At 70.4% G+C, this 25,835-nt stretch carries 24 protein-coding genes; 10 read left to right on the forward strand and 14 right to left on the reverse strand.

Annotation, left to right across the window (positions count from 1 at the left end):
* Positions 1-56: 56 nt before the first annotated feature.
* Together BR70_RS0111535 and BR70_RS0111540 are read left to right on the forward strand one after the other, a co-directional pair.
* The gene (locus tag BR70_RS0111535) at positions 57-464 is read left to right on the forward strand and encodes a MerR family transcriptional regulator (protein ID WP_051596861.1); all 408 of its coding nucleotides are present in this window, start codon (positions 57-59) and stop codon (positions 462-464) included.
* Positions 465-630: 166 nt separating this feature from the next.
* The gene (locus BR70_RS0111540) at positions 631-1,092 is read left to right on the forward strand and encodes a hypothetical protein (protein ID WP_027466192.1); all 462 of its coding nucleotides are present in this window, start codon (positions 631-633) and stop codon (positions 1,090-1,092) included.
* Here the strand turns inward: BR70_RS0111540 and BR70_RS0111545 are convergent.
* The 3 genes from BR70_RS0111545 to BR70_RS0111555 form a co-directional block, all read right to left on the reverse strand.
* Entirely contained in the window at positions 1,064-2,341 is a 1,278-nt protein-coding gene (locus BR70_RS0111545; protein ID WP_051596862.1) for an MFS transporter, read from the reverse strand. The genes BR70_RS0111540 and BR70_RS0111545 overlap by 29 nt on opposite strands.
* A complete protein-coding gene (locus tag BR70_RS0111550; protein ID WP_027466194.1) occupies positions 2,326-2,898 on the reverse strand; it encodes an ArsR/SmtB family transcription factor in 573 nt (190 codons plus the stop codon). Before BR70_RS0111550 ends, BR70_RS0111545 begins: the two co-directional genes overlap by 16 nt.
* Positions 2,899-2,970: 72 nt before the next feature.
* Positions 2,971-4,098, reverse strand: a complete 1,128-nt coding sequence (locus tag BR70_RS0111555) for an FAD-dependent monooxygenase (protein WP_027466195.1) — start codon at positions 4,096-4,098, stop codon at positions 2,971-2,973.
* 104 nt (positions 4,099-4,202) lie between these two features.
* On the opposite strand from BR70_RS0111555, the gene BR70_RS20690 reads away from it, so the two are divergent.
* The 4 genes from BR70_RS20690 to BR70_RS22400 all read left to right on the forward strand — a co-directional run bounded on the left by BR70_RS20690 (position 4,203) and on the right by BR70_RS22400 (position 7,637).
* On the forward strand, positions 4,203-4,835 hold the full coding sequence (locus BR70_RS20690) for a TetR/AcrR family transcriptional regulator (RefSeq protein ID WP_051596863.1): 633 nt from the start codon (positions 4,203-4,205) through the stop codon (positions 4,833-4,835).
* 143 nt (positions 4,836-4,978) lie between these two features.
* Positions 4,979-6,085: an SGNH/GDSL hydrolase family protein gene (locus BR70_RS22395; protein ID WP_051596864.1), complete on the forward strand. Its 1,107-nt coding sequence runs from the start codon at positions 4,979-4,981 to the stop codon at positions 6,083-6,085.
* A gap of 240 nt (positions 6,086-6,325) precedes the next feature.
* Positions 6,326-6,751: a hypothetical protein gene (locus BR70_RS20700; protein WP_051596865.1), complete on the forward strand. Its 426-nt coding sequence runs from the start codon at positions 6,326-6,328 to the stop codon at positions 6,749-6,751.
* Between the two features lie 76 nt (positions 6,752-6,827).
* A complete protein-coding gene (locus BR70_RS22400; protein ID WP_027466196.1) occupies positions 6,828-7,637 on the forward strand; it encodes a hypothetical protein in 810 nt (269 codons plus the stop codon).
* 96 nt (positions 7,638-7,733) lie between these two features.
* On the opposite strand, the gene BR70_RS23305 is transcribed toward BR70_RS22400, so the two are convergent.
* The 3 genes from BR70_RS23305 to BR70_RS0111590 are packed head-to-tail and all read right to left on the reverse strand — an operon-like array spanning position 7,734 to position 10,294.
* Entirely contained in the window at positions 7,734-8,090 is a 357-nt protein-coding gene (locus BR70_RS23305) for a hypothetical protein (RefSeq protein ID WP_139179237.1), read from the reverse strand.
* 3 nt (positions 8,091-8,093) lie between these two features.
* Positions 8,094-9,650 carry an FAD-dependent monooxygenase gene (locus BR70_RS0111585; RefSeq protein WP_027466198.1) on the reverse strand — a complete coding sequence of 519 codons (1,557 nt, stop codon included), beginning with the start codon at positions 9,648-9,650 and terminating at the stop codon, positions 8,094-8,096.
* A 38-nt stretch (positions 9,651-9,688) separates the two neighbouring features.
* Positions 9,689-10,294 (reverse strand): TetR/AcrR family transcriptional regulator, encoded by a 606-nt coding sequence (locus BR70_RS0111590; RefSeq protein ID WP_027466199.1) that lies wholly within the window; start codon positions 10,292-10,294, stop codon positions 9,689-9,691.
* 168 nt (positions 10,295-10,462) lie between these two features.
* Between BR70_RS0111590 and BR70_RS0111595 the strand changes: the two genes are divergently transcribed.
* Together BR70_RS0111595 and BR70_RS0111600 are read left to right on the forward strand one after the other, a co-directional pair.
* Positions 10,463-10,981: a hypothetical protein gene (locus BR70_RS0111595; RefSeq protein WP_027466200.1), complete on the forward strand. Its 519-nt coding sequence runs from the start codon at positions 10,463-10,465 to the stop codon at positions 10,979-10,981.
* Positions 10,982-11,287: 306 nt separating this feature from the next.
* Positions 11,288-11,779 carry a hypothetical protein gene (locus BR70_RS0111600; RefSeq protein ID WP_197019646.1) on the forward strand — a complete coding sequence of 164 codons (492 nt, stop codon included), beginning with the start codon at positions 11,288-11,290 and terminating at the stop codon, positions 11,777-11,779.
* 65 nt (positions 11,780-11,844) lie between these two features.
* On the opposite strand, the gene BR70_RS0111605 is transcribed toward BR70_RS0111600, so the two are convergent.
* Complete coding sequence (locus BR70_RS0111605) at positions 11,845-12,825, reverse strand: alpha/beta hydrolase (RefSeq protein ID WP_027466202.1); 981 nt, start codon at positions 12,823-12,825, stop codon at positions 11,845-11,847.
* Positions 12,818-14,359, reverse strand: coding sequence for an MFS transporter (locus tag BR70_RS0111610; protein WP_331279976.1), 1,542 nt, complete (start codon positions 14,357-14,359; stop codon positions 12,818-12,820). The genes BR70_RS0111605 and BR70_RS0111610 overlap by 8 nt, the downstream gene beginning before the upstream one ends.
* Before the next feature lie 193 nt (positions 14,360-14,552).
* On the opposite strand from BR70_RS0111610, the gene BR70_RS0111615 reads away from it, so the two are divergent.
* Entirely contained in the window at positions 14,553-14,915 is a 363-nt protein-coding gene (locus tag BR70_RS0111615; RefSeq protein WP_027466204.1) for a hypothetical protein, read from the forward strand.
* A gap of 114 nt (positions 14,916-15,029) precedes the next feature.
* On the forward strand, positions 15,030-15,836 hold the full coding sequence (locus tag BR70_RS0111620; RefSeq protein ID WP_027466205.1) for an isocitrate lyase/PEP mutase family protein: 807 nt from the start codon (positions 15,030-15,032) through the stop codon (positions 15,834-15,836).
* Positions 15,837-15,938: 102 nt separating this feature from the next.
* Here the strand turns inward: BR70_RS0111620 and BR70_RS23745 are convergent, their stop codons facing one another.
* From BR70_RS23745 to BR70_RS0111650, 6 genes are all read right to left on the reverse strand, one after another.
* Complete coding sequence (locus BR70_RS23745) at positions 15,939-16,877, reverse strand: glycoside hydrolase family 16 protein (RefSeq protein ID WP_231495699.1); 939 nt, start codon at positions 16,875-16,877, stop codon at positions 15,939-15,941.
* 292 nt (positions 16,878-17,169) lie between these two features.
* A complete protein-coding gene (locus BR70_RS0111630; RefSeq protein ID WP_197019647.1) occupies positions 17,170-18,495 on the reverse strand; it encodes an alpha-hydroxy acid oxidase in 1,326 nt (441 codons plus the stop codon).
* Positions 18,492-19,979, reverse strand: a complete 1,488-nt coding sequence (locus BR70_RS20710; RefSeq protein ID WP_051596866.1) for a rhamnulokinase — start codon at positions 19,977-19,979, stop codon at positions 18,492-18,494. The genes BR70_RS0111630 and BR70_RS20710 overlap by 4 nt, the downstream gene beginning before the upstream one ends.
* Positions 19,980-20,012: 33 nt before the next feature.
* Positions 20,013-22,061, reverse strand: a complete 2,049-nt coding sequence (locus BR70_RS0111640) for a bifunctional rhamnulose-1-phosphate aldolase/short-chain dehydrogenase (RefSeq protein ID WP_035808806.1) — start codon at positions 22,059-22,061, stop codon at positions 20,013-20,015.
* A 40-nt stretch (positions 22,062-22,101) separates the two neighbouring features.
* Positions 22,102-23,274: an L-rhamnose isomerase gene (gene rhaI / locus BR70_RS0111645; protein WP_051596867.1), complete on the reverse strand. Its 1,173-nt coding sequence runs from the start codon at positions 23,272-23,274 to the stop codon at positions 22,102-22,104.
* A gap of 198 nt (positions 23,275-23,472) precedes the next feature.
* The gene (locus BR70_RS0111650; RefSeq protein ID WP_035808808.1) at positions 23,473-25,791 is read right to left on the reverse strand and encodes a family 78 glycoside hydrolase catalytic domain; all 2,319 of its coding nucleotides are present in this window, start codon (positions 25,789-25,791) and stop codon (positions 23,473-23,475) included.
* Between the last annotated feature and the right edge of the window lie 44 nt (positions 25,792-25,835).

The following is a 25,835-nucleotide window of genomic DNA, read 5'->3' on the forward strand; positions in this document are numbered from 1 at the left end:
ACGATGACGACCCTCCACCCTGGTGTGCACACCATGTCAAGTGGGAGACTCGGCTCATGCTGCTTCCCGAGGTCCACGTCGACGGACCGGTCACGATCAGCGCTGCGGCGGAGCTGCTCGGCATCACGGTCGACACGATCCGCTACTACGAGAAGGAGGGGATCGCACCGTCTCCTGATCGCGGTCAGGATGGATGGCGGCGGTACGACACGGCGGCGCTGAGCTGGCTCGCCGGGACGGTGATGCTCCGCGGGACCGGGATGAACGTGCGGGAGATGCGTGACTACGCGGCCGCGTACAGAGATGGTGCCGACGATGTCGCACGACTCGCGCTCCTCGAGCAGCACCATGCGACCGTCCTCGCTCGGCAGGCGGAGGTGCAGCGGCACCTCGCGGCACTGGAACGGAAGATCGAGGCGTACCGGGAGACCATCGCCGAGACCGGCGCCCCATCGGCGGCATGATCTTTCTGGCCGGTCGGCAATCAGCTACAGGACGCGACAACGGCGCGGCGCGAGAACCACGACACCGATCGAAGCTGCTCACGGGCCTTGTGACCATGTCAGGATCGGCCGTCACACGACATCTCTCAGTGAGCGACCCCCGCTCTGACCGAGGAAGAGACCGCCGATGAACACCCGAACCCGCATCAGCGTCACCGCGGTTGCTGCCTGCGTCATGGTCGCCGCCCTCACCGGTTGCGCAGCGAGCGCACCGACTCCATCGCCGTCCGCCACCTCGGCGACGACCGGGGACGAGACCCCGGCCCCGTCCCCGTCCCCGTCTGCGACCGCGACGGACGCCGTGACTCCGTCGACCCCGTCGTCCTCCCCGTCGCAGGGGCCCGCGACGTCCGCGCTCGCGCAGCACGTCTACGACGAGTGCAGCAAGGGCGCCGCGGCCGCCGGGGTCACCCTGACGTTCATGGACGACCCGTCGGGGTACACGGGCAGCGACGGGACCTACCAGCTCGTCTACCCCTTCACCTTCGACGACGGGCACACCGACCCGTACGCCATGTACAACTGCACGCTCACCGACGACACGGTGGGGTCCTCGTACGTCAGCAGCGGGATGACCGACAGCCACTGAGCACGGTTGGTGCCGGTTCCGAGCGGCGTTCCATGAGCCGCCACGATCCGCCGAGCAGCGGCGTGAGCGTCACGACCGTGTACACGACCGCGACGACGGCGAAGGTGGCCTCGACCCCCACGCCGTCGGCAGCGAGCCCGGCGACCAGGCCGCCGACGGGGATGCCCGCCCACGCGCCGGCACCGAGCAGGCCGAACACCCGCGCGCGCATGTGCTCCGGGATCCGCTCGAGCTCGACGGCTCCGAGGATCGGGTTGATCGAACCGGCCGCGAGCCCGGAGAGCGCGGCGGACGCGAGCATCCACGGCAGGCCGAGCCCGAGCGCCGGGACGATCAGTGACGGCCCACCGGCGAGGACGAAGCACAGGGTGAAGACCAACCGTCGTGGCACGCGGTGCGCCACGTATCCGAAAGCGACGGAGCCGAGGAACGCCGCACCCCCGAAGACGCCGGTGACGAGCCCGAGCGCCTGCGCGCCGCCGAGCTGCTGGTCGGCGTAGAGCGGCAGGAGCGTGGTCGAGCGTGCGGCGTCGAGCAGGTTCGTCACGAGCACCAGCGCGACCACGAGCCGGAACAGGGGATCGCGGACGCAGAACCGGAACCCGTCGGCGATGTCGCGCCAGTACCCCTGCGACTCCACGGGTTCGGTCGACTCGACCGGTGCCACCGCGCCGCGGACCGTGAGCGCCATGAGCAGCGCGGCTGCCCCGAAGGTGATCGCCACGCAGGCGAGGCCCGGCATCGGACCGAGGACGGCGACCAGGGTCCCACCGAGGGGCGCACCGATCAGCACCGAAAGCCGTGACGACGCCTCGAAGTGGCCGACGGCGCGTTCGAGCGGCACGCCTGCCGCGGTCGCGAGCCCCGGCAGGAGCACCCGTCGGGCGGACTCACCCGGGGTGTCGAACAGCCCGCTGACGAACACGAGCGCGAGGAGCGCCCAGAACGGCAGACCGACGGTCCAGGCGAGCACCGGCATCGCGAGCAGGGTGAGCCCGCTGACGACGTCGGACGCGACACTCGAGCGGACGAACCCGACCCGCTCCACGAGGGCCCCACCGAACGGACCGCCGAGCACGATCGGCACCGTCGCCATGAACGCGGCGATGCCCACGTCGGTGGCGGAGCCGCCACGCGCGAGGACGGCGAACGGCACGGTGATGGTGGTGACGACGTTCCCGATGCGCGACACCACCTGCACCGCGAGCAGTGCGCGCAGTTGCGCCCGGGGGTTCAGGCGCGCGGCCATCGGTACGCCTGGTTCAGCACGAAGACCTGCTCGGAGCCGTCACCGGCGTGGTGCTCGGCAGCGACACCGGCCCAGCGGTCCACGACGCCGCGGAGTTCCTCGCCCATGTCCTGGAGCTCGGCTGCCGTCAGGCGGAGCACGCGGTCCGAGCTCGAGGACGCCGACACCCACTCGCGTCCGAGCATCGGCGCGAGGTCGACGAACGCCTCGTAGTTCGCGGCGTACACGCGGGCGACCGCGTGGTCGAGGGCGTTCGTGGCGAGCAACCGCTCCGGGTCGTCGAGCGCGTCGGCGAGCTCCCACACGGAGGCGTCGTGTGCGGCTCGCCACCAGCGCTCACGGCGGTCCGTGCCCGCGTCGGGAGCGGGTTCGATGAAGCCCGCGGCGGCCAGTCGGGTGCAGTGGTAGCTGATCGTGCCGGGCGCCTCGTCGATCACCCCGCCGATCGTCGCAGCGGTCTGCGGGCCGCTCGCACGCAACAGGCCGAGGATGCGCAGGCGCGTCGGGTGAGCGAGGGCGCGCATCTGGGCGGGGTCGTCGATCCGTCCTTGGTTCATGCTGCGACCCTACATGCACAAGAAGTCTTGTGGAATTGCTCCGAAACGCGCGCCACCGCGATGCGTCGGTGGTCAGCGGTCGAGCAGCATCCTGTTGCGCGCATCGATCTGGTCTGCGGTCGCGGGGAAGTAGCTGCTGACACCGATGTGCTCGGCGTCGTGCTGTACCGCGTCGACGACCGGCCGGACCACGCGCTCGTAGTCAGCGAATGCCTGCTCGACGTCGCCGTCCGCGTCCCGGAGGGCGTCGTGGAGTGCGGTGGCGCCGATGATGGCGAGCGAGCCGCCCATCCCGGCGGCCGGGGAGGGGCAGTAGCCCGCGTCGCCGACGAGTGCGACGCGGCCGGACGTCCACGCCGGCATCTTGATCTGGCTGAGCTTGTCGAAGTAGAAGGTCTCGACGCCGATCGCCTTGTCGACGTGGTCTGAGAACGGCGAGCCGGCCCGGAGCATGTGGTCGCGGAGGATGCGCTTCTGTGCCGCTTCGTCGCGGTGGTCGAAGGGGATCTCCTGCTCGGAGCGGAATCCGAGGACGAGGTCGGTGGTGGTGTCGTACGAGTTGACCAGCATCGTGACGCCGGGTGCGTTGGTGATCCGGGTCGTCTGCGGTTCGATGACGAGGTCGTCGAGGATGGCGACGGAGAAGTACGTCCGCAGGAAGTGGCTGTACAGCGCCTCCTGCCCGAAGTGCAGTCGACGCACTGTGGAGTGGTTGCCGTCGCAGCCGAACACCATGGAGAAGTCCCGTTCGGTTCCGTCGCGGAAGGTGACGTGCACGCGCTCCTCGTCGGTCTCGTGCAGGGACGTGACCGAGTTGTTCCACAGCATCTCCACTTCGCCCTCGGTCGCGGCGGCGAGGATGTCGAGCAGGTCGTCGCGGTGGATCTCGTAGCCGTCGCCCGTCGATCCGGCCGAGGGTGGCACGGGATCCATCCGCGCGATGCTGTCTCCCTCCGGCGTTGTGAACTCCGTCACCCGCGGCGCGAGCGCTTTCGCCGAGATCTGCTCGAGCAGGCCCATCCGGTCGACGATCGCGATGGTGTCGTCGCGGATGTCGACCGGGGTGCCGCCTCGCTTCAACCCGGGAGCGACCTCGACGATCGAGACGTCGTACCCGAGCCGACGCATCCACAGCGCGGTCGCGAGCCCGGCGAAACTCGCTCCTGCGATGAGTACCTGTCCCTGTGTCTGCGTGGTCATCGATCGTCCTCGTTCCTCGGCATCCGCCGAACTTGTAGTGACTCTAAGTTCGGCAAACGTACCAGAACTTTGGGTCACTCAACGTTTCGTGCCAGACTCGGGGGATGGTGGAGTCGAGTACGGTCGTTCCGTCGGGGCTGCGAGAGCGCAAGAAACGGGAGACCCGCGAGCGCCTGGGGGACGTTGCTGCACGACTGTTCGCTGAGCACGGGTACGACGAGGTGTCGATCTCAGACGTGGCCCGAGCCGCAGGCGTCTCGGATCAGACCGTCTACAACTACTTCCCGACCAAACCCGATCTGGTGTTCGACCGAGCTGACGAGGTGCTCGAGAAGATCCGAGCTGCGGTTGCTGACCGAGGTGCGCACCAGTCGCCAGCGGAAGCGATGCGCACCATCGTCCTCGAGGACGTCGATCGGTACGTCGCAGAGGATCCGGCTTTGGCGCGGGGGGAGTTCCCTGCGCAGTGCCGGCTCAGCGCGGTGCTCCGTCGACGGGCGCTGGAGTTCTACGACGAGGTCACGTCCGCGGTGGCAGAGGAACTGGCGGACACGGGTTTCGACTCGATGACCCGGCGTGCTCAGGCTGCCGCCCTCGTGGCCGTCGTGCAGCAGGTCACCGAGGCCATCGGCGACGCGGTCCTCGCGGATGCCGACCGGGAATCGACCCGAAAGCGCTTGGTGAACACGGCCGGAGCGGCGCTGGACCACCTGTCCACCTGGTGCGCGCCGACCTGATCCACGTCGAGGGACAGGGCGGGTGCGCGGAATGCATCCCATGCACCTTGTGGCCCTCTCATGGCGCGGGGCGTCCCGCCGACCTACCGTCTACTTGTCAGACGATCGCCTGTCGAATAGGCCCTCTGGAAGGAACCTGCTCCATGCGTCACGCTCCTCGCCTCCGCCGGACCAACGCGCTGCTGATCACCAGTGGCGTCCTGACGGCGGCAGCGCTCGCTGTCGGGGCAGCGGGGCCCGTCTCCGCGGCCAACGCCGACGGCGCGGCGCCCGCCCAGTCCCTGGCCGCCGTGTCCTCGCCGTCCCGCGGTGACAGCTACGTGGCCCTCGGCGACTCGTACGCGGGCGGCTTCGGCGTCGCCCCCTACGGCTCGGGTCCGGCGGCCGGCTGCTTCCAGTCCACCACCGACTACCCGCACCAGGTCGCGGCATCGCTGGGGCTCCGGCTCGACGACCGTGCCTGCGCCGGTGCCACCACCGGCAACATCACCCGGGTCCCGCAGGCGACCGGTGTCGGCAGTGCCACCGCGCCCGTCCAGGCCGACGCGCTGTCCAAGGACACGGACGTCGTCACGGTGTCGATCGGCGGGAACGACCTGGGGTTCACCGACGTCATCTCGAACTGCGTCGCGCTGGACAAGGACGGTCCGGTGTTCTCGGAGATCCACGGCAAGACCTACGACCACTGCAAGGACTACTACGCACCAGTCGTGCACGGCGTCGAGCGGGACCGTCTCGCAGCGCGCATCCACAACACGGTCGCGCCACGGCTCGCGCAGACGTTCCGTGTGATCGCGCAGCGTGCGCCGCGGGCGAAGGTGTTCGTCGTCGGCTACCCGATGATCGCGCCGGGCTCGGCGCAGTCCCCGAAGGGGTGCTTCTCGAGCCTCCTCGGTGACTCCGGACTCGAGCCGCCGTTCCCGCAGAACGCGTTCCCCTTCACCGCGACCGACACCGCCTACTTCCACCGCACCCAGAACGCGCTCGACGCAGCGGTGAAGGCTGCGGCGCAGGCTCGTGGCTTCACCTACGTCTCGACGCTCCAGGGGTCTGCCGCGCACACGCCCTGTGCTGCGTCGGGCTCGGCATGGATGTCAGGACTCACCCTGACCGATCGCGGCACCGCCGCGAACAGCACGCCGCTGGCCGGGACGAAGTACAGCATCCTGTTCGGCGCACTCCACCCGAACGCCGCCGGCGTCGCGTACCTGCGTGACCAGACCAAGGCCGCGATCGTCCGATCGCGCTGACGCACCAGTGCCTGCTGGTCGCGTCGTCGACGCGACCAGCAGGCGGACGGGAGGCCCGGTGCCAGCTGGCACCGTCCCTCCAGGCTCGGCCGTCACCCCGCTGGCGCGGTGCGCCGGTACCGGCTGGTGGGGCCCACCTCCCGTCCGTCTCGTGTGGACCACCGGGCGTCAGGTCGCCAGCGCTCGACATGTTGTCGGACCGTGACCCGGCAGGGCGTCTCGTTCAGCCATGCTCGTCCTGTGCAGAAGCCTCTCGTCCTCGCCGCCGCCGGACTCGCGCTGGTCGCGCTGCCGCTCCTGTCGGCGTGCAGCGAACAGCCAGCTGACCCCATCGCATCCGCCCGCACACTCGCCGATGCGCCCGAGTGGGTCAGCAACCCGAGCGGTACCGACTGCGGTGACGTGGAGCTCGAGGCCGACGGTGCGCTCCCCGCCGAGAGCCTGAGGTGCCTGCAGGACGCGACCGAAGCGGGCGAGGTGGCCTCGCTCCAGTGGGTCCGGTGGACGACCGAGGGTGATCCGACCCCGTCCTTCGTCCGGACGGGTGGTGCAGGGGCCACGGTGGCGTCGACTGCGGCGTACGACACCTACGGCCAGGGTGGGTGGAGCGAGTACCGGTGCACGGACATCGCTGCGTTGCCTGGCTGCTCGGACGTGGGGGAGTAGGGGCGGTTCCGGTTGCGGATGGTCTTCGGAGACTGCTCCTCCTGAGTGAAGGCGTTCGCCGCGGGATGCTGATGCGGTGCTCCTGCTGACCGAAGCCCTGCGAGGTGACTGGCTCGTGCAGCGAGCCGGTCGATGGGCGACCGTCGGCGGTGTCGCTGGCACGGGCTTCGATGCGTACGCGCGGCTGCTGCACCCGGTGGATGCGCACCGTACTGACCCGAACACGGTCGACGAGTGGGGCAATCCCGTCGATGTTGAGCACACGCGTTGGCGGTGGGCTGAGGTTGCGCGCCGCAACGGCCGGGTGATGCATCCCCTGGTGCAGTGGTTCCGCATCAGCGATGACGAGCACATGAGGGACTGGTCGGATGGGTGGAGTGTCGGTCAGTCGGACGATGGGTGGTTCGACCCGGAGGACCTCGCGGTCCTGACCACGCACCTGCGGGCCGCGACACGGACCCCGGACAATCTGGTCATCGGAGCATGGGAAGGCACCGGCAACCCGCCATGGGCCGAGGGGGGCCGGAACACACGCGCGCGGGCTCGCATGCAGATGCCGTGGCCCGGTCGGGACATGTGGTTGTTCAGCTCGAGCCTGCGCGAGCTTGCTGACCCATCGTGGGCGCAGCGCTCCGTCCCCGGATGGGGATGCAGTCGCCCCCAGCAGGAAGGGCCCTACACGTCGCTGATCTGGCCCGGGGATCACACCTGGGTCGTCGCTTCAGAGGAAGACTGGGACTCGACGATCGTCGCCGGCTCACGCGCACTCGTCGACAGCATCCTCGCGGACGATCACTTCGAGGCCTTCGAGGTGCACGAAGACGACGACCTGAGCTGGGACGGCGATCTCCTCAACCCCCGCCAACAGCCGACGTCAGAGCTCTGAGGCGACCAGAACCCGGTGAGGAATCGGCTACGGGACGGTCACGGGCTCGCTCGCTCGCTCGCTCTTTACTTTCGCGCGCTTGTGACTGTTCAGCGGTTAGATGAGCAGCCCGATGGTGAGCACGACGATCCCGCCCGCCGTGAGCAGGGCCGGCCCCGCGACCCGGCCGGGCGCGGGCCGTTCCGTCGTACGTGCGAAGAAGGCGGCGACGAGCATCGACGTCGCGCCTCCGTAGATGAGCACGAAGGCTTCGGGAAAGAAGCCGATGATGTGGACCACGAGCCCGGCGAAGACCGTCAATGCCGACGTGAACAGGTGGGCTCTGGAAGCTGCTGGGAGCACAGGCATTGCTCGTGTTCTGAGGAAAAGGCCGATCAGACACCAGATCGAAGCTGTCGCGAAGAGCGCGCCGCTGATCGAGACGATCGCGGCTCCGATCACGTCGAGGTTCACGCGTTACACCGTTCCGGTAGAGCCGTGTTCGGGTGTTCCGAACCAGGCGGCGAGTGCCTCTGTGAGGGAGGCGGGGTCGCTGTGGGACCAGGCGACGAATCCGTCGGGCCGAATCAGCATCGAGGTCTGTTCGTACGTTGCGGCAAGCGGCACGTAGTCGACGCGGTCGTTCCATGGAGCGATGGTGTCGCGGTACGTGCCGGTCGCGTCGACCAAGATGGGGTGGGCGGTGCGGAGCAGTTCCGGGATTCTGCTGATGGTCCCGTCGGCGAGTTCGACCCGTTGTGACGGTGCAAACCATCCGGTGGGGCCGTCTGGGTTCGCGGGACTCGTGTCGTAGCGGACGTCCGAGCCGGCGAGGAGATCTGCGATGCGCTGCACGGTGGTCGTGTCTGCGAGCATCTCGGCGAAGAGGTTCCGGAGGGCGGTGACATCCGAGCCGGGCGCCATGAGCGCGGTCTGCGCTTGGGTCTGCATGAAGACGCGTTGTCCGAGCGGGCGCCGCTCTGTCTCGTAGGTGTCGAGCAAGCTCGCGGGGGCCCAGCCGTGGAGGCTGGCGGCGAGTTTCCAGGCGAGGTTCGCCGCGTCCTGGAGCGCGAGGTTCAGGCCGGGTCCGCCTGCGGCAGAGTGCACGTGTGCGGCATCGCCGAGGAGGAAGATCCGCCGGTCGCGATAGCGGTCAGCGACGCGTGTGTTCCGACCGGTCAGACGGCGCAGCAACGTCGGCTCACCGTCGGCCGGCGCGTTGAGGTCGAGACGGACGCCGAGGACGCGCTCGAGGCTGTCCTCCATCTCGTGCAATGTCATGGCTGCTCCCTCACCGGGGAAGCTGCGGTCAGGCTGGTCCTCCCATTCCGCGGTGTAGACCAGCGGGTGCTCCGGGTCACGGAGGGCGATGGTGACGACGCCGGTTTCAGTGCGGTGGAAGCTCTCCGCGATCTCTCCCAGACCCGCGACGTGCACTTTCCCGGGGCCGGCGGGCGTCAGCTGCTCAGTTGGCGAGATCAGGGCTGTGCGGTCCACGATGTGGTGGTCGGTGTTGCCAGGGAAGCCGATACCGGAGAGCTTCCGAACAGTGCTTCGCGCCCCGTCACTACCCACGAGGTACTGCGCCGACACGGTGCTCTCTGCTCCGCTCGCGACGTCGACAACGTCGACGGTGACGGAGTCGCCCTGTTGGGTGAAGGAGCGCATCTCGACGCCGCGACGGATCTCGACACCGAGTTCTGCTGCGCGGTCGTTGAGCACGCGCTCGAGGTCGCGCTGGTTGATGTGGAGCAGGTACATCGGGTTGCGGTCGCCGAGCGTGTGGAGCGGCAATGGCAGCGCTCCGAAGAAGAAGCCCGGAGCCGGCTCCGGGGCGGCCCTCCCAGCACACCGCTCGAACAAGCCGCGGTGGTCCAGCAGTCGGACGACCTGCCCGGTCAAGCCGTGCGCCTTGTCCCATTGGTTGATCTCGGGGAGGCGTTCGAGGACGAGGGGGTTCACACCCGCGAGCTTCAGCTCGCAGGCGACGAAGATGCCCACGGGGCCGCCTCCGACGATGACGACGTCGTACATGATGGTCTTCCTTCTGACGAAGAGTGTGGGATCAGTGGTCAGCGGAGGTGATCGAAACCGTCGCCGAGGACTTGGAACGCAGCTCGGAGGAACGGCTGGAGGGGTTGTGGCTCCGCGCGCGCCGCCCAGGACTCCAGCGTTGTCAACAAGGTCGAAAGCGCAGCGGCGGACACCAGACCAGGAATTGGATCCTCCGGTGCTGCGTCTGAGCGCGCCGCGACGGCGGCCGCGAACACTGCGTTCGCTGCGCGAGCACCTCGATCGACGGCTGACTGCATGCCCGGCGTCGACAGCACTGCAAGCAGTCCGCTCTGCTCCTCCCGGGACGGGGTCGCCGTCTCTTCTGCCTCGTACGGCGCGAGCAGCGCCTCCGTGATGGCAGCCCACAACGGCTCCTCGAGTGGCCGCTGGAGCAGATCGTCGGCTGCCCTGCGCACGCGTTGCACGTGGCGGTCCGCGATCGCGTCTTCCTTGCTCGAGAAGTAGTTCCCGAACGTCCGCCTCGACACTCCGACCCGACCGACGATGTCCTCGACACGGATGTTGTCGAGCCCCCGCTCCCGAGCGAGCAGCACAGTCGTCACGCTCAACGCGTCACGGATCGCTGCCTTCTTCTGGTCACGGAACGAGAACTCGTCTGTCATGACACCAAACTAGAACATATTTGCCCATTGGGCAAATTTACTCAATGGGCAACCTGGACCTCGGGGCATCGCTTCACAGACCGTCGATCACGAGACACTCATCGACCCGGGCGTGAGCGGCGTGCCCGAGTGGAACGACCGTTGCGCTCGCCCGGTAGCCTCCTGCGCGTGGGCATCTCCGACTTCGACGTTGCACCCAGCGCCGGTTCGCGGTTCGGGGTGGTCGTGCTCGGAGTCGCGAGCGCGGTCGCCGGAGTTCTCGCCGTCATCGGATGGCCACTGCCCGTCATCTCGTCGACGCACGGCCGAGGTCAGCACGCGTGGGCGCGCACCGTCCGTGAAGTCCAAGACTGGTTCGCGCACGACGGCTGGCGGATGTCCGGCGCATCGTGGATCTACGGTGCTCTGGCGGTCGTCGCCGTGGCCGCCGCTGTCATCCTGCTGCATCCCGCCTGGAGCGGCCGCCGCGCGTTGCTGATCATCGTCGTTCCGGCCGGGGTGCTCCTCGTGTTGGGCCCCGCGCTCCAGCGGGGTCTCGGGCTGCCATGGTCGAACTACGGAAGCGGATCGGCCGGCGGGACGGCCATCGGCATCGTCGTCACGGTCGTGTGCGGCGCCGTGCTCACGGGGGTCCGTCAGGTCCTGCGGCGAAGAGCACGCCGCGACGAAGAGGCGCCCGCCCGCTGAGGAGGCCGAGGTCGGAGCAAACGGGGGCTGTGCCGGCGCGAACTCCGAATCGGCGTTGCTGGTTACCGCAATATCGCTGAGGAACCATCGTGCACGCCGACGGTCCGGCAGTACGGTCCGGGAACAGCCTGACCCGAGGCTGCGAGAAGCCGACCCGAAGGCGACCCGATGGACAACTGCGACGAGCGACGGCCTCGCGCCCTCGCGTTCAAGAAGCATCTGGGCGCGCAGTTCGGCGGTGATCTCCGGCGGACACGAGCAGCTCCGGTCACGCCACGACTCCACGGCGCGGTGAAGGCGACTGCCGTGCGAGCGCACACCGCCGGCGGCTCGAACGGCGGAATCCGTCAGGTCGTTGCTGAGCCAGTCCCGTTGCGGTTCGAGATGGCGAGCACGGGGCTGTCCCTCGCCGGCCTGGGTGTCGCGATCGGATGCGGAGTCGCGCGCACGATCGGCCAGCAGATCCTGCCAATCGCGAGGATCGTGGATCCCGAGGCGGGCGACGCGGAGCTCGACGAACGCGGCGTGTTCGAGGCACAGCTCGCCGAGGTGCTCACGGAGTCTCGGCCTCTCACCGTGGAACTCGCTGCAGAGGAGCTGGCGGCGGACACCATCATCATGCCCGTCGTCGGTGATCGCGTGCACTACAGCAGGGGTTCCGGGCACCTCATCGGGCTGCAGGGAGTCGTCGTTGAGTCCGAAGACGGACAAGCCCTGCCGCGCGGGCTGCGGTACGTGCAGCTCGACGGTGAGTCGTGGCCGATCGTCGTCACGGTGGTGTCCCTGGACCGGATCTAGCTGTTGCTGCGAACAGGAGCCGGTCCCGGCACGAGCGCCGCGATGTGCTCGTGCCGGGGCCGCCGTCAAGCGGCCGGGTTGAGGAGGCGACCGGTGAACTCGCGCAGGGCCCGCACGGCCCGCTGCGACAGCGTCGCGTCGGGCATCATGCTCGTCGATCCGTGGAACGCTCCCGGCCACACGTGCAGTTCCGCCTGGACTCCTGCCGCCCACAGCGAGCTGGCGTAGGCGACGGTCTCGTCGCGGAACACCTCGGTGCTGCCGCAGTCGATGTACGCGGGCGGGAGCCCGGTGAGGTCGGTCGCGCGGCCGGGTGCAGCGTAGACGGAGACGTCCTCGCCACCCCGCCGGTCACCGAGGTAGGCGTCCCAGCCGAACCGTGTCATCTCCCGGTCGGCGACCCCGACACCGTCGAACTGCCGAGCCGACAGCGTCGCGTCGCGGTCGTCGAGCATGGGACTCACGAGCACCTGGCCGATGACGGAGGGCCCCTGTCGGTCGCGGGCCAGGAGGGCCGTGCCTGCGGCGAGACCGGCACCGGCGCTCTGCCCGACGACGACGATGCGCTCCGGGTCGATGCCGAGTTCGTCGGCGTGCTCGGCTGCCCAGACGAGACCGGCGTAGCAGTCCTCGACCGGGTACGGGTCCGGGTGTTCCGGCGCCAGGCGGTAGTCGGGGCTGACCAGGACGACGTCGTGCACCAGCAGCCACTCGTCGTAGGAGTCGAGGTTGCCGAGGTGGTGGCCGAACATCATGCCGCCGCCGTGGATCGCGTAGGCCAGGGCAGCCGTGCCGGTTCGGCCGGCGCGTTGGATCACGGCGAGGTCGATCGGGTCGCCGCGGTGCCCCGGGATCGTGACGCTGCTCCGCTCGAGGCCGCGAGCACGCAGTCCTTCGTCGAGCTGCGCCTCCGTCATGTCCAGTTGTCGCATCTGCGGCAGCATCTGGGTCGTGAGGTGGAAGCGGCCTCGCGCGTCCATGGCCGTGAGGAAGGGCACGAACTCGGGATCGAACGGCGGGCGGGGGAGGGCGATGGTGTCAGGCACGGGAGGTCTCCTCGGTGATGGTGATCGGGTCGGTGTGTGCAGGGGTGGTGTCGGCAGGTCGGGACGGGGCCTCGTCCTCTGGTTCGACGGTGGGCCGGGCTCGGAGCATGCCGACCACGACGAGCAGCGCTGCGACCGCGGCGAGGCCGAGGCCGGCGACGGTGAGGGCGTCCTGGAAGCCCTCGAGCCGGGCGGCGGTCCAGGTGGTCGTGGTGATGCTCCCGGCGACGAAGGCGGCGACGATGGTCCCCGCCGCGGCGACGGCGGCACCACCCGCGAGCTCGCTCGAGGTGTCGACGAGTGCCGCTCCGACGGAGGTGCGGTCCGCGGGCAGTCCCGTGAGGACCGACGCGCCGGCGACGACGCCGACGACCCGCATGCCGGCTGCGACGAGCACGAGCGCGACGAGCACCCACGGGTACCCGTGCCGGCTCAGGGCGCCGAAGACCGCGAGACCGGTGACGACCGAGACGGCGCTCATCCAGGCGGCGCGGCCCAGGCCGACCCGCTGCACGAACGGCCCGACGAAGCGGCCGCCGACGAGCAGCACGACCACCTGTGGCAGCGTCCCGACCGCGGCCAGGGCCGGCGGCCAGCCCCAGGCGAACTGCAGCTGCAGGGTCACGAGGTACGACAGTCCGGCGACGGCCAGCCCCGACGCCGCCTTGAACGCGAGGCCGCTCGAGACGAGTGGTCGGGCGAGCAGGTGCAGGTCGATCAGCGGGTGCCGCGCGGTCCGCTCACGGGCGACGAACCCCACCGCGCAGGTGGCGGCGAGGGCGAGGACGGCCCACCCCCACCAGCCAGTGGCTCCGGACTCGACCAGGATCGTCGGCGCCACGAGCGCTCCGGCCGTGGTCACGGTGCCGAGCAGCGCTCCGACCACGTCGACCGGATCGCGACGGAGCCCCGCCTCCTCGTCGCGGGCGACACCCAACCGGATGCCGACGAGTGCAAGGACCGCGATGGGCACGTCGGCCAGCAGCAGCACCTGCCACGGCGCGACGGCGAGCACGAACCCGCCGACGGTCGGACCGATGGCCAGCCCCACGAGCCCGGCCGTCGAGATGACGGTGAGCGCCCGCACCCGGAGACCTTCGTCGTCGAAGAGGCGGAACGCCAGCGCCATCGACCCGGGCGTCGTCATCGCCGCGGCGACGCCCATCGCGACGCGCACGGCGATCAGTTGCTCGGTCGATGTGACCACCGCCGTGGCGAGGCTCGCCAGGGCCAGCAGGACGAGCCCGGCGAACATGACCCGGCGGCGTCCGATGCGGTCGGCGACGGCGCCGAAGAGCAGCATCAGCCCTCCGAAGGCGACCGAGTAGGCACCCGAGACCCACTGCAGGCCCGTCGTCGACGAGCCCAGGTCGCGGCCGATCGTCGGCAGGGCGACGTTGAGCACGGAGTTGTCGAGCATCTCGAACAGGAACACCGCGGACAGCCCGGCGAGGGCGATCCAGGCGTCGCGCAGACGAGGAGAAGAACCACCGCCGAGCACGTGCCCGGTGGTGAGAGCGGGACTGGGGGACACGATGGCGCACTCCTTCGAGGGAAGAAGTGGCGACTCGTTCGATGCCGCGTGCTGGTGCGTCGCAGATCGCGGCGCCTTTTACCTCAGTGATCGAGACCATACACGGACTGCCCGCTCGAGGAAAGTCCGCGGTCGGGGCCCTCGACCGTTGACGCAGTTCGAGGTGGGAAGTGGCAGGACCTACCCTGGACGGATGCTCTCCCGCCGCGAAGCCGCCGTCCGGCTCGACATCCCCCTCGAGATGGCGACCCGCCACGGCATCCCGTCGCGCCTGAGCGAAGCGGAGCTCGACGCGATCGAGCAGGACCCGCCCGCCTGGCTCGTGCAGTCCCGCGCCAACCGCACCGGCACCAAGAAGGTCTGGACGCGCCTGGAGTGCGTGGTCTGTGGCTTCGACGAAGAGGCGCGCCCGAAGAAGTGGTGGCCCGAGTGGGACTACCTGATGTGCGACTACCACGCCCCGTACCAGGCGCCCGAGCCCACCGCCGGCCTGACGCGGCGCGAGATCGAGGGCATCGGCAGCCGCTTCATCGCGCTCGTCGACGAGAAGCTCTGAGCAGCAGCACGATGCGCCTGCGGGGCAGGTCTCCTCTCCCCGAGGGGTGAGCGGCCCCACCGCGTCGTCCGGAACCCGCCAGCTCGTCCGCGCTCGGACCGATGGGATCGAGGGGTGAACACGACTTCGACCAGAGCCGCGACCTTCCACGGACTCCACGACCACCCATCCCGGCCACTCGTCCTCGTCAACGTCTGGGACGCCGCGAGCGCCCGAGTCGTCGAGGACGCCGGCGCGACCGCGATCGCCACGACCAGTGCGGGCGTCGCCTGGTCCCTCGGGCGACCGGACGGGAACACCCTGACCCGCGCGGAAGCGATGGACGCGGTCGCGCGGATCGCGGCTTCGGTGTCGGTGCCGGTCACCGTCGACGTCGAGTCCGGGTACGCCGACGACGCGGACGGCGTGGCGCGCACGGTGGACGCGGTGCTCGAAGCGGGCGCCGTCGGGATCAACATCGAGGACGGCAGGTTGCATCCGGATGCGCTCGCCGACCGGATCGGGGCGGCCCGGCGCGCCGCGGAACGAGCCGGGGTGCGCCTGTTCGTCAACGCACGGACCGACGTCCACCTCGCCGGTCTCGTCGATCCCGAACGACGCCTGGCCGAGACGCTCGAGCGTGCTCGTCGCTACCGCGGAGCCGGCGCGGACGGCGTGTTCGTCCCCGGAGTCCGAGACGTCGGGACCATCCGTGCGCTGGTGGAGTCGATCGACGGCCCCGTGAACGTGATGGCCGGTCCGGGGTCGCCGACCGTGTCGGAACTCGCCGGGATCGGTGTGGCCCGCATCAGCCTCGGTTCCGCCGTCGCGCAGGCCGCGTACGCCGTCGCTCGGCAGGCCGCGGCCGAACTCCTGACCACGGGCACCTACGACTCGCTGGTTTCCGGGGTGGACTACGCGGACCTGAACGCGCTCTTCTGAGCGGCGCGCGTGACGCCCGGAACATGACCACGCAGACGGACGGGAGGCCCGGTGCCAGCTGGCACCGGGCCTCCCGTCCGTCGTGTCGTGGACCTGCGGACGCTACTCGGTCGTCGAGACCCAGTCGATGAGCAGGTTGCCCTTCTCGCCCCAGTTGCCGACCTGGAACATGAAGCGGTGCGGGGTCGTCGGCACGTCGTGCGTGATCGTGCCGAGGACCTTGCCGTCGACGCTGTAGGTGACGGACTCACCGGGGACCCAGTCGACCTTGTAGGTGTGCCAGTCGCGCCACGAGACGCCGGTGCCGAGCTGGACGCGCTCGGCTTCCTTGCCCGGGGTCATCGAGTGGTGGAACACCGAGGGGCTGTCCTCGAAGTTGCCCTCGGGAAAGTCGATCTCGCCGTCGGCCCACACGTTCGACGTCGGCCACAGCATGAAGGCCGCGCCGTTGCCGTCGCCGCCGGTCGCCTTCGCGCGGACCGAGAACGAGCCGCCGACGTGGTCCCAGGCGCCGTCGGAGGAGCCGAACGTGCCGGCCGCTCCGGCACCGGTGCCGAGGGCGACGTCCATCACGCCGTCGTGCACCGACACGGTCTTGCTCGGCGCGTAGATGCCCGAGGTGCCGTCGGGGTAGGCCTGCCACGACTGCGGGTACAGCGACGAGACCAGGCCCGTGACGGCGTCCTTGCTGAAGTCCTCGACGAACGAGGCGTCCGGTGCGATCGCGGACAGGTCCGCGGGGGATCCCTCCGCTTCGGGCGCTGCTTCCGGCGCGGCCTCGGGTGCGGGCTCGGCGACGGGGGCGGAGTCCTCGATCGGCGCGGAGTCCTGCTCGGGCTCCGCATCCGGGGCCCACTCGTCGGTGGGGGCCGGGGTCTCCGTCTCGTCCGGGGCCGGCGTCGGGGTGGGGTTCACCGGGGCGTCGTGCCAGCGGCGTTCGCCGTCCCAGCCCCACCAGGTGCGGGCGGAGGCGGCGGTGGGGACACCGAGGACCAGGGCGCCGGCGGTCGCGACCGCCAGGATCGCGCGGTGGCGGATCATCGGGTGCCCCCTCGGGTGGTCGGGGGTGTGGACGTGGTCCGTGTTGTCGTGCCGCGCGAGGGCGTGCACGTGCTTCGGGTCGAGATGTCGGGCTCCTCGTGGATGCTCGGGCGCAGGATGCGGGGAGGGACGGACGCATCAGCCGGCCGGATGCCGAGGGTTTCGTTGACACGTCCACGGACATCTTGCATCATTTGTGACCCGTTCGGGGGGGCGTCACGGAAATCGACCGACGAACGCCCGGTGTCCGACCGTCGAACGTGCACGGTGCAACGCGCGACGAGCCGACGGGTCAGACCCGGGGGATCGGCGGCAACCGCTGCAGCTGCGTCACGTGCCCCGGCTCGAGCTCGTCGAGCGAGGCCACCCCGAGCAGCCGCATGGTCCGCTCGATCTGCTCGGACAGGATCTGGATCATCCGGTCCACCCCGGCCTCGCCACCGGCCATCAGCCCGTACAGGTAGGCGCGACCGACCATCGTGAACGTCGCGCCGAGGGCCACGGCAGCCACGATGTCGGCGCCGGACATGATGCCCGTGTCGAGGTGCACCTCGGTGTCCTTCCCGACCTCCTTGACCACGGCGGGCAGCAGGTGGAAGGGGACGGGTGCCCGGTCGAGCTGTCGCCCGCCGTGGTTCGACAGCGTGATGCCGTCGACGCCCAGGTCCGCCAGGCGCCTGGCGTCGGCCAGCGATTGCACGCCCTTGACGACGACCTTGCCCTGCCACTGGTCACGGATCCAGGCGAGGTCCTCGTAGGTGACGGTCGGGTCGAACATGTGGTCGAGCAGCTCGCCGACGGTGCCGGACCAGCGGTCGAGCGACGCGAACGCCAGCGGCTCGGTGGTCAGGAAGTCGAACCACCACCAGGGCCGCGGGATCGCGTTCACCACGGTCCGGGCACTCAGCTGCGGCGGGATCGAGAACCCGTTCCGCTTGTCCCGCAGCCGTGCACCCGCGACGGGGACGTCCACCGTGACGAGCAGGGTGTCGAAGCCGGCCTGCTGGGCGCGGGAGACCAGCGCCATCGACTTCTCGCGGTCCTTCCACATGTACAGCTGGAACCAGTTGCGCCCGTGCGGGTTGGCGTCGCGGACGTCCTCGATCGCGGTGGTGCCCATCGTGGAGAGCGAGAACGGGATACCGGCACGTCCGGCGGCCCGGGCACCGGCCCGCTCGCCCTCGGTCTGCATCATCCGCGTGAAGCCCGTCGGCGCGATGCCGAACGGGTACGACACCGGCGCCCCGAGCACCTGGCGCGAGGTGTCCACCCTCGACACGTCCCGCAGGATCGCCGGGGTGAACTCGATGTCCTCGAACGCCTGCCGCGCGCGGGCCAGGGAGATCTCCGCCTCGGCCGCACCCTCGGTGTAGTCGAACGCGGCCTTCGGGGTGCGGCGGGCGGCGATGTCCCGCAGGTCCCAGATCGTCAAGGCCTGTTCGAGGCGCTGACGCCGACCCGGCAGCGACGGCTTCTTGAACTGCATGAGCGGCGCGAGGTCCCGCACCGTCGGCAGCTGCCGCTTGACCCGGGTGCGAGCCGCGGACGTGGACCCGGTCGCGGGCGCCGGTGCGCCGGTTGCGGGGTCGATCCGGTGCTGGTCGTCGGTCGTGGTCATGCGTGGCTCCTGACGGGGGATCGATCGGGATCGGCGCGCGACGACGCCGAGGGGGTGTACCGCACGGGCTCGACGCTCCGTGCGACGATGCTGCGGAGTGCCTCCAGTGAAGCCCCTCCGAGGCCCGCGAGGCCGACGGCGCGCGCCTGCACCAGCACGTTGCCGAGTGCGGTGGCCTCGACCGGGCCGGCCACGACCGGCAGGCCGGTGCGGTCCGCGGTCAGCTGGCAGAGCAGGCGGTTCTGCGAGCCGCCGCCGACGACGTGGACGACCCGGATGGTCTTGCCGGTCACGTCGGCGATGGTGCGCAGGGTCTCGGCGTACGCCGTCGCGAGCGACTCGAGGATGCTCCGGACGAACTCCGCGCGCGACGCGGGGGCGCTCAGCCCGTGCGCCGCGCACCACGCGGCGATCCGCGCCGGCATGTCGCCTGGTGCCGTGAACGAATCGTTCGCGGGGTCGAAGACGGGGACCGGGGCGGTGACGGCCGCGGCGGAGGCGAGCAGGGCCTCCAGGTCGACGTGGTCGCCACCGCGCTCCCAGGTGCGGACGCTCTCCGACAGCAACCACAGTCCGGACACGTTCTTCAGGAACCGGACGCGGCCGTCGACACCGCCCTCGTTCGTGCAGTTCGCGCGGCGTGCCGCGTCCGACAGGACGGGCGCGTCGAGCTCGACGCCGACGAGCGACCACGTGCCCGACGAGATGTAGGCGAAGTCCGGCTCCGTCGCGGGGACCGCGACGACGGCGCTCGCCGTGTCGTGCGAACCGACCAGCGTCACGTCGGTCTGCCCGCCGACGAGCGCGGCGACGGACGGCAGCAGGGGGCCGAGTCGCTCGCCCGGGTCGCGCAGCGTGGGCAGCAGCCCGGCCGGGAGGCCCGCAGCAGCCCGCACCGCCGGGTCCCACCCACGGGTGGTCGCGTTCAGGGCCCCGGTCGTCGAGGCGTTCGTGCGCTCGGCCGCCTCGACCCCCGTCAGCCAGTACCCGAGCAGGTCGGGGACGAGCAGCGCACGCTGCGCGAGCTGCAGCGACGGGTCGGCAGCCCACTGGAACAGGGTGTTGAACGGCAGGTGCTGCAGGCCGTTCCGGGCGTACAGCTCGGTGGCGGACATCCGGTCGTGCACGGGGACGACACCGCCCTGGTGCCGGTCGTCGCGGTAGTGCGAGGGCAGCCCGAGCAGTCGGCCGTCGCGGAGCAGGCCGTAGTCGACCGCCCACGAGTCGATGCCGATGCCGGCGATCGCGGGGTGCTCGGCGAACGCACGCCGCAGCCCCTCGGTCACCTGTCGGTACAGCTCGACGACGTCCCAGTGCAGGGCGTCGCGGCCGGTGTCGGCGTCGCCCTCGTGCAGGGTGACGGGGCCGTTCGGGAACCGTGCGACGTGGTCCATCCGGACCCCGTCGGAGTCGACGTGGCCGACGATCACCCGGCCGCTGGTGGCCCCGAGGTCGACCGCGGCGACGCTGCCGCTGGTGTGCATGCTCTGCTCCTGCTCGGTGTTCGTCGGTCGTCGCTACCGCAGGAAGGCCGCGGCGACACCGGCGTCGACGGGCACGTGCAGGCCGGTGGTGTGCGAGAAGTCGTCGGTGCAGATGGCGTAGACGGCGTTCGCGACGTTCTCGGGCACGACCTCGCGCTTCAGGATCGTGCGCTGCGCGTAGAACTTGCCGAGGTCCTGCTCCTCGATGCCGTACGTCTTGGCGCGGTTGGCGCCCCAGCCGCTCGCGAAGATGCCGGAGCCGCGCACGACGCCGTCGGGGTTGATGCCGTTGACGCGGACGCCGTGCTCACCGAGCTCGGCGGCGAGCAACCGCACCTGGTGGGCCTGGTCGGCCTTCGTGGCGGAGTACGCGATGTTGTTCGGCCCGGCGAACACCGAGTTCTTCGACGAGATGTAGACGATGTCGCCGCCCAGGCCCTGCTCGATGAGCACCTTCGCGGCGGCCTTCGACACCAGGAACGAGCCCTTCGCCATCACGTCGTGCTGCAGGTCCCAGTCCTGCTCGGTGGTCTCGAGCAGGCTCTTGGACAGCGACAGCCCCGCGTTGTTCACGACGAGGTCGAGGCCGCCGAAGTGCAGCAGCGTCTGTTGGATCGCCTGGTTGATCGCGGCGGCGTCCGTCACGTTCGCGGCGACGCCGATGGCCTGGTCGGGGCCGCCGATCTCGGCCGCCGCAGCTGTGGCCTTCTCGAGGTCGAGGTCGGCGATGACGACGGCGGCACCCTCGGCCGCCAGGCGCTTCGCGATCGCCTTGCCGATGCCGGACGCTGCCCCGGTGACCAGGGCGATGCGCGTCGCGAGCTTCCTGGGCGCGGGCATCCGCTGCAGCTTCGCCTCTTCGAGGGCCCAGTACTCGATCCGGAACTTCTCGGCCTCGTCGATGGGGGCGTAGGTGCTGACCGACTCGGCACCGCGCATCACGTTGATCGCGTTCACGTAGAACTCCCCGGCGACCCGGGCGGTCTGGGCGTCCTTGCCGTACGAGAACATCCCGACGCCGGGGACCAGCACGATGAGCGGGTCGGCGCCGCGGATCGCGGGGGAGTCCGGCGTCCGGTGCCGGTCGTAGTACGCCTGGTAGTCCGCGCGGTACTGCTCGTGCAGTTCGTGCAGGCGGGCGGTCTGCTCGTCGACGCTCGCCGAGGTCGGCAGGTCGAGGATGAGCGGCTTCACCTTGGTGCGCAGGAAGTGGTCCGGGCAGCTGGTGCCGAGGGCCGCGAGTGCTTCGGCGCGCTCGCTCGCCAGGAACTCGAGCACGACGTCGCTGTCGGTGAAGTGCCCGACGACCGGCTTGTCGTGCCCGGCGATGCCGCGGACCGTCGGGGCGAGGGCGGCGGCGCGTGCGTGACGTTCGTCGGTCGGCAGTGCTTCGAACCCCGCTCGGACGCCGCCGAACGGGTCCGCCGTGCCGTGCTCCGCGAGGTACCGCTCGGCGGTGTCGATGATCCAGCGGGAGTTGTCTTGCGCCTCGTCGCTCGTGTCCCCCCACGCGGTGATGCCGTGGCCGCCCAGGATCGTGCCGATCGCCTGCGGGTGGTCACGCTTGACGCCTGCGATGTCGAGCCCGAGCTGGAACCCGGGTCGGCGCCACGGCACCCAGACGACCCGGTCGCCGAAGATCCGCTCGGTCAGGGCCGGACCGTCCGCCGCGGTGGCGATCGCGATGCCGGCGTCGGGGTGCAGGTGGTCGACGTGGGCGGCGTCGACGAGGGCGTGCATCGCGGTGTCGATCGACGGCGCGGCTCCGCCCCTGCCGTGCAGCGTGTAGTCGAACGCGGCGACCATCTCGTCCTCGCGCTCCACGCCGAGGTAGACGTCCTGGAGGGCACGGACGCGATCGACGCGCAGGACCGCGAGGCCCGCCGGGGTGAGGGTGCCGAGGTCGCCCCCGGAGCCCTTCACCCAGAGCAGCTCGACCGGTTCGCCCGTGACCGGGTCGGTGTCGGTGCCCTTGGCGGAGGTGTTCCCGCCCGCGTAGTTCGTGATCCGCGGATCCGAGCCGAGCGCGTTCGAGCGCGCGACCAGCGCCCGGATCGTGGTGTCTGCGTCGGTGCCGTGCATTGCGGGGTCCACCCGTGCCTCCACTGTGTTCGTCATGTTCCTACGCGCCCCAGCCGGCCTGGACGCCGCCGACGCGGTCCGCCGCGATCGACTGCTGGTACCCGGACTCCAGGTAGGCGCGCATCGGGTTCGCCGGCAGTCCGCGGGACTCGCGCCACTCGGCCAGGTCCTTCCGGACGTCGGTCTGGTACGCGTCCATGAAGACCTCGTTCGCGCCGAGGACGTCGTGCGCCTCTTGTGCGGCGGTCAGTGCGACGCGATCGAGGAGCAGCGCGCGGGCCGTCATCTCCTGCACGTTGAGCACCGAGCGGATCTGGCCGGGGATCTTGTCCTCGACGTTGTGGCACTGGTCGAGCATGAACGCCACGTCGGGGTTGTCGTAGCCGCCGCCGCGGATGACCTCGACCAGGATCCGGAACAGCTGGAACGGGTCCGCGGCGCCCACGATCAGGTCGTCGTCGGCGTAGAAGCGCGAGTTGAAGTCGAAGGAACCGAGCTTGCCGAGGCGCAGGAGCTGCATCACGATGAACTCGATGTTCGTGCCGGGGGCGTGGTGGCCGGTGTCGAGGCAGACCATCGCCTTCGGCCCGAGTGCCGCCGTCTGCACGTAGCTGGTGCCCCAGTCGGGGACGTCCGTGTGGTAGAACGACGGCTCGAAGAACTTGTACTCGAGCACGAGCCGCTGGTCGGTACCGAGGCGGTCGTAGATCGTCGAGAGCGACTCGTGCAGGCGGTCCTGGCGGGAGCGCATGTCCTCTTGACCGGGGTAGTTCGAGCCCTCGGCGAGCCAGATCTTCAGGTCACGGCTGCCGGTGGCGTCCATCACGTCGATGCAGCGCAGGTGGTGGTCGATCGCCTTCTGTCGGATCGTCTCGTCGACGTGGGTCAGGGCGCCGAACTTGAAGTCGTCGTCCTGGAACGTGTTCGAGTTGACGGTGCCGAGCGACACCCCGTGCTCCTCGGCGTGGCGCTTGAGGTCGGCGAAGTCGTCGACCAGGTCCCAGGGGATGTGCAACGCGACGCTGGGGGCCAGGCCGGTGTACTCGTGCACCTGGGCGGCGTCGGCGATCTTCTCGTACGGGTCGCGCGGGGTGCCCGGCGTGCTGAACACCTTGAAGCGGGTGCCGGAGTTGCCGAAGGCCCAGCTGGGCAGCTCGATCTGCTGTCGTGCCAGCTGGTCGGCGATGCCGGCGAAGCTCGGGGTCGATGTCATCGTGTCACTTCCTCGTGTGCGATTGAATCGTTTCATACAGTACGGCGCGCGGCGGTCTGCCGCAACCGTGGTGGTGTCGTGGGCGTCGCTGCCCCGGTGCCGTTCCCCGCCGCACAACCAAAGTGCATTCGAGCCGCGCGATCGTGTGGTTCGAAGGCACTTTGGTTGTGCGACGGACGGGCACCGCGAGCCAGGGGCCTACGCGGCGGGGACCGCGGCGGGGGCGCGGAGGTCGTGCGTTCCGCCGCCGACCCGCTGCTCGGGCGCACCCGGCAGGCGCACCACGGCCGAGACGCCCTCGGGCACGGTCGCCCGGACGCGCAACTCCCCGTCGACGAGTTCCCACCGCACGGCGACGTGCCCGTGCACGGTGTCGAGCGAGGTCTCCGCCCACGTCAGCCCACCGCCCGGCTGCGGCGCGATGAGGACGGCCGAGTACCCCGGCGCCAGCGGCGACAGGCCACCCACCACCCGGTGCATCCAGTCCGCCACGGCACCGAGTGCGTAGTGGTTGAACGAGGTCATCTCACCCGGGTTGATCGTTCCGTCCGGCAGCATCGAGTCCCACCGCTCCCACACCGTCGTCGCGCCCATCGTCACCGGGTACAGCCACGACGGGCACTCCGTCTGCAGCAGCAGCCGGTAGGCGTCCTCCAGGTGGCCGGTCTGCGTCAGCGCGTCGGTGATGAACGGGGTCCCGGCGAAGCCCGTCGAGATCCGGTACCCGGACGCCTCGACCAGCTCGGCGAGACGCTCGCCGGCCACGGCCTGCTCCTGCTCGGACAGGATCCCGAACACGATCGCCAGCGTGTACACCGTGGTCGCGTCCGACAGGATCCGCCCGTCGTCCTGCAGGTAGTGGGTGCGGAACCCGGCCTGGAGGCGCGTGGCGAGTTCCCGGAACTCCGCTGCTTCCGCCTCGTGACCACCCAACAGCTCCGCCGCGTCCGCCACGATCGTCGCGGACCGGTAGGCGCAGATCGTCGCGACGACGCCCTTGTCGGCCTTCGCGTCGGCCGGGGCCTCGGGCGGGGCGTCCGGGTCGAGCCAGTCGCCGAACTGGAACACGGTGTCCCACAGGTCCTCCGGGGACAGGTGGTCACGGACCCGGCGCAGGTGTGCGGCCATCGAGTCGAACTGCTCCTCGAGCACCGCGCTGTCGCCGTACGCCTGGTACAGCGTCCACGGCACCCAGACGCCGGCGTCCGACCAGACGGCGGTCGCGTCGGGCGTGCCGAAGTCCTCGGCGGGGGAGTACTTCAGCACGTCCGGCACCACGAACGGGATGACCCCGTCGGCGTGCTGCTGCTCGAGCCAGACGTCGCGCAGCCAGTCGGCCAGGAACGTCCGCGTGTCGAACAGGTACGAGGCCGTCGGGGCGAACGCGGCGATGTCTCCCGTCCAGCCGAGTCGCTCGTCGCGCTGCGGGCAGTCCGTCGGCACGCTCAGGAAGTTGCCCTGCATGCCCCGGACGACGTTGTCGTGGAAGGTGTTCAGCAGCTCGTGGCTCGACGCGAACGTGCCGGTGCGGGTGAGGTCCGACCCGACCTGCACGGCGGTGACCGCGGCGCGGAGTTCGTCGTGGGTGCCCGGCCAGCCGTCGACCTGCGCGTACCGGAACCCGTGGAAGGTGAACCGGGGCTCGAACGTCTCGGGCTCGTCGTCACCGCGCAGGGTGAAGTGGTCCGTCGCCTTCGCGGTGCGTAGGGGGCGGGTGCCGAGCTCGTCGTGCTCGAGCACCTCGGCGTGCTGCAGGGTGAGCACGGTGCCGGCCGGGCCGGTCGCGGTGACCCGGAGCCAGCCGACCAGGTTCACGCCGAAGTCGAGCAGGGTCGCTCCCGACGGGCTCGTCCAGATCGCCACCGGGGCGATCTCGGCGAGCGGGCGCACCGGCGGCACCGTGTCGGCGACGAGTTCGCGCTCGCCGATGTCGACCGTGTGCACCGTGCTCGTCCGTCCCCGGTGCCCGTCGACGCTCGGCACGGTGACCTCGCCGGGCGTCAGGAACGAGCCGTCGCGGAGTCGGGCGTCGATGTCCTGCCCGTCGTAGAGCTGGTCCGCGGTGATCGCGCTCGACAGGGCCTGCCAGTCGGTGTCGGTCGCGACGTGCTGCTCGTGCCCGTCGGCGAAGGTGATCCGGAGCTCGGCGAACCCTGCGCGCTCGTCGGTGTACCAGCCGCCACCGCCGCCCCAGGCCAGTCGTCCGGCGGCCCAGCCGTTGCCGACGACGAGCGCGAGCACGACCGGCTGGCCGGGGAGCGTGTCGGACAGGTGCTCGGTGACGTCGTGCGAGACGACGCGGATGCGCCACTCGTAGCTCGTCCACCCCGGTTCGAGCAGGTGGTCGGAGACGCGCTGCCCGCCGAGCCAGGCCTCGACGACGCCGAGGGCGCTGACGTCGAGGGTGGCGGCGGTGACGGCGCCGTGGCCGTCGTCGAGGGGGAACTCCCGACGCAGGATCGGGGCGCTGCCGAGGTCGGTGTCGGCCGCGATGAACGGTGCGGTCCAGGTGGTCATGTGGTGGTCCTTTCACGCGACCGGTCGTCGTCGACCGGTGCGGG

It is taken from the genome of Curtobacterium sp. UNCCL17 (assembly GCF_000686685.1).
GTDB classification, from domain to species: Bacteria; Actinomycetota; Actinomycetes; order Actinomycetales; family Microbacteriaceae; genus Curtobacterium; species Curtobacterium flaccumfaciens.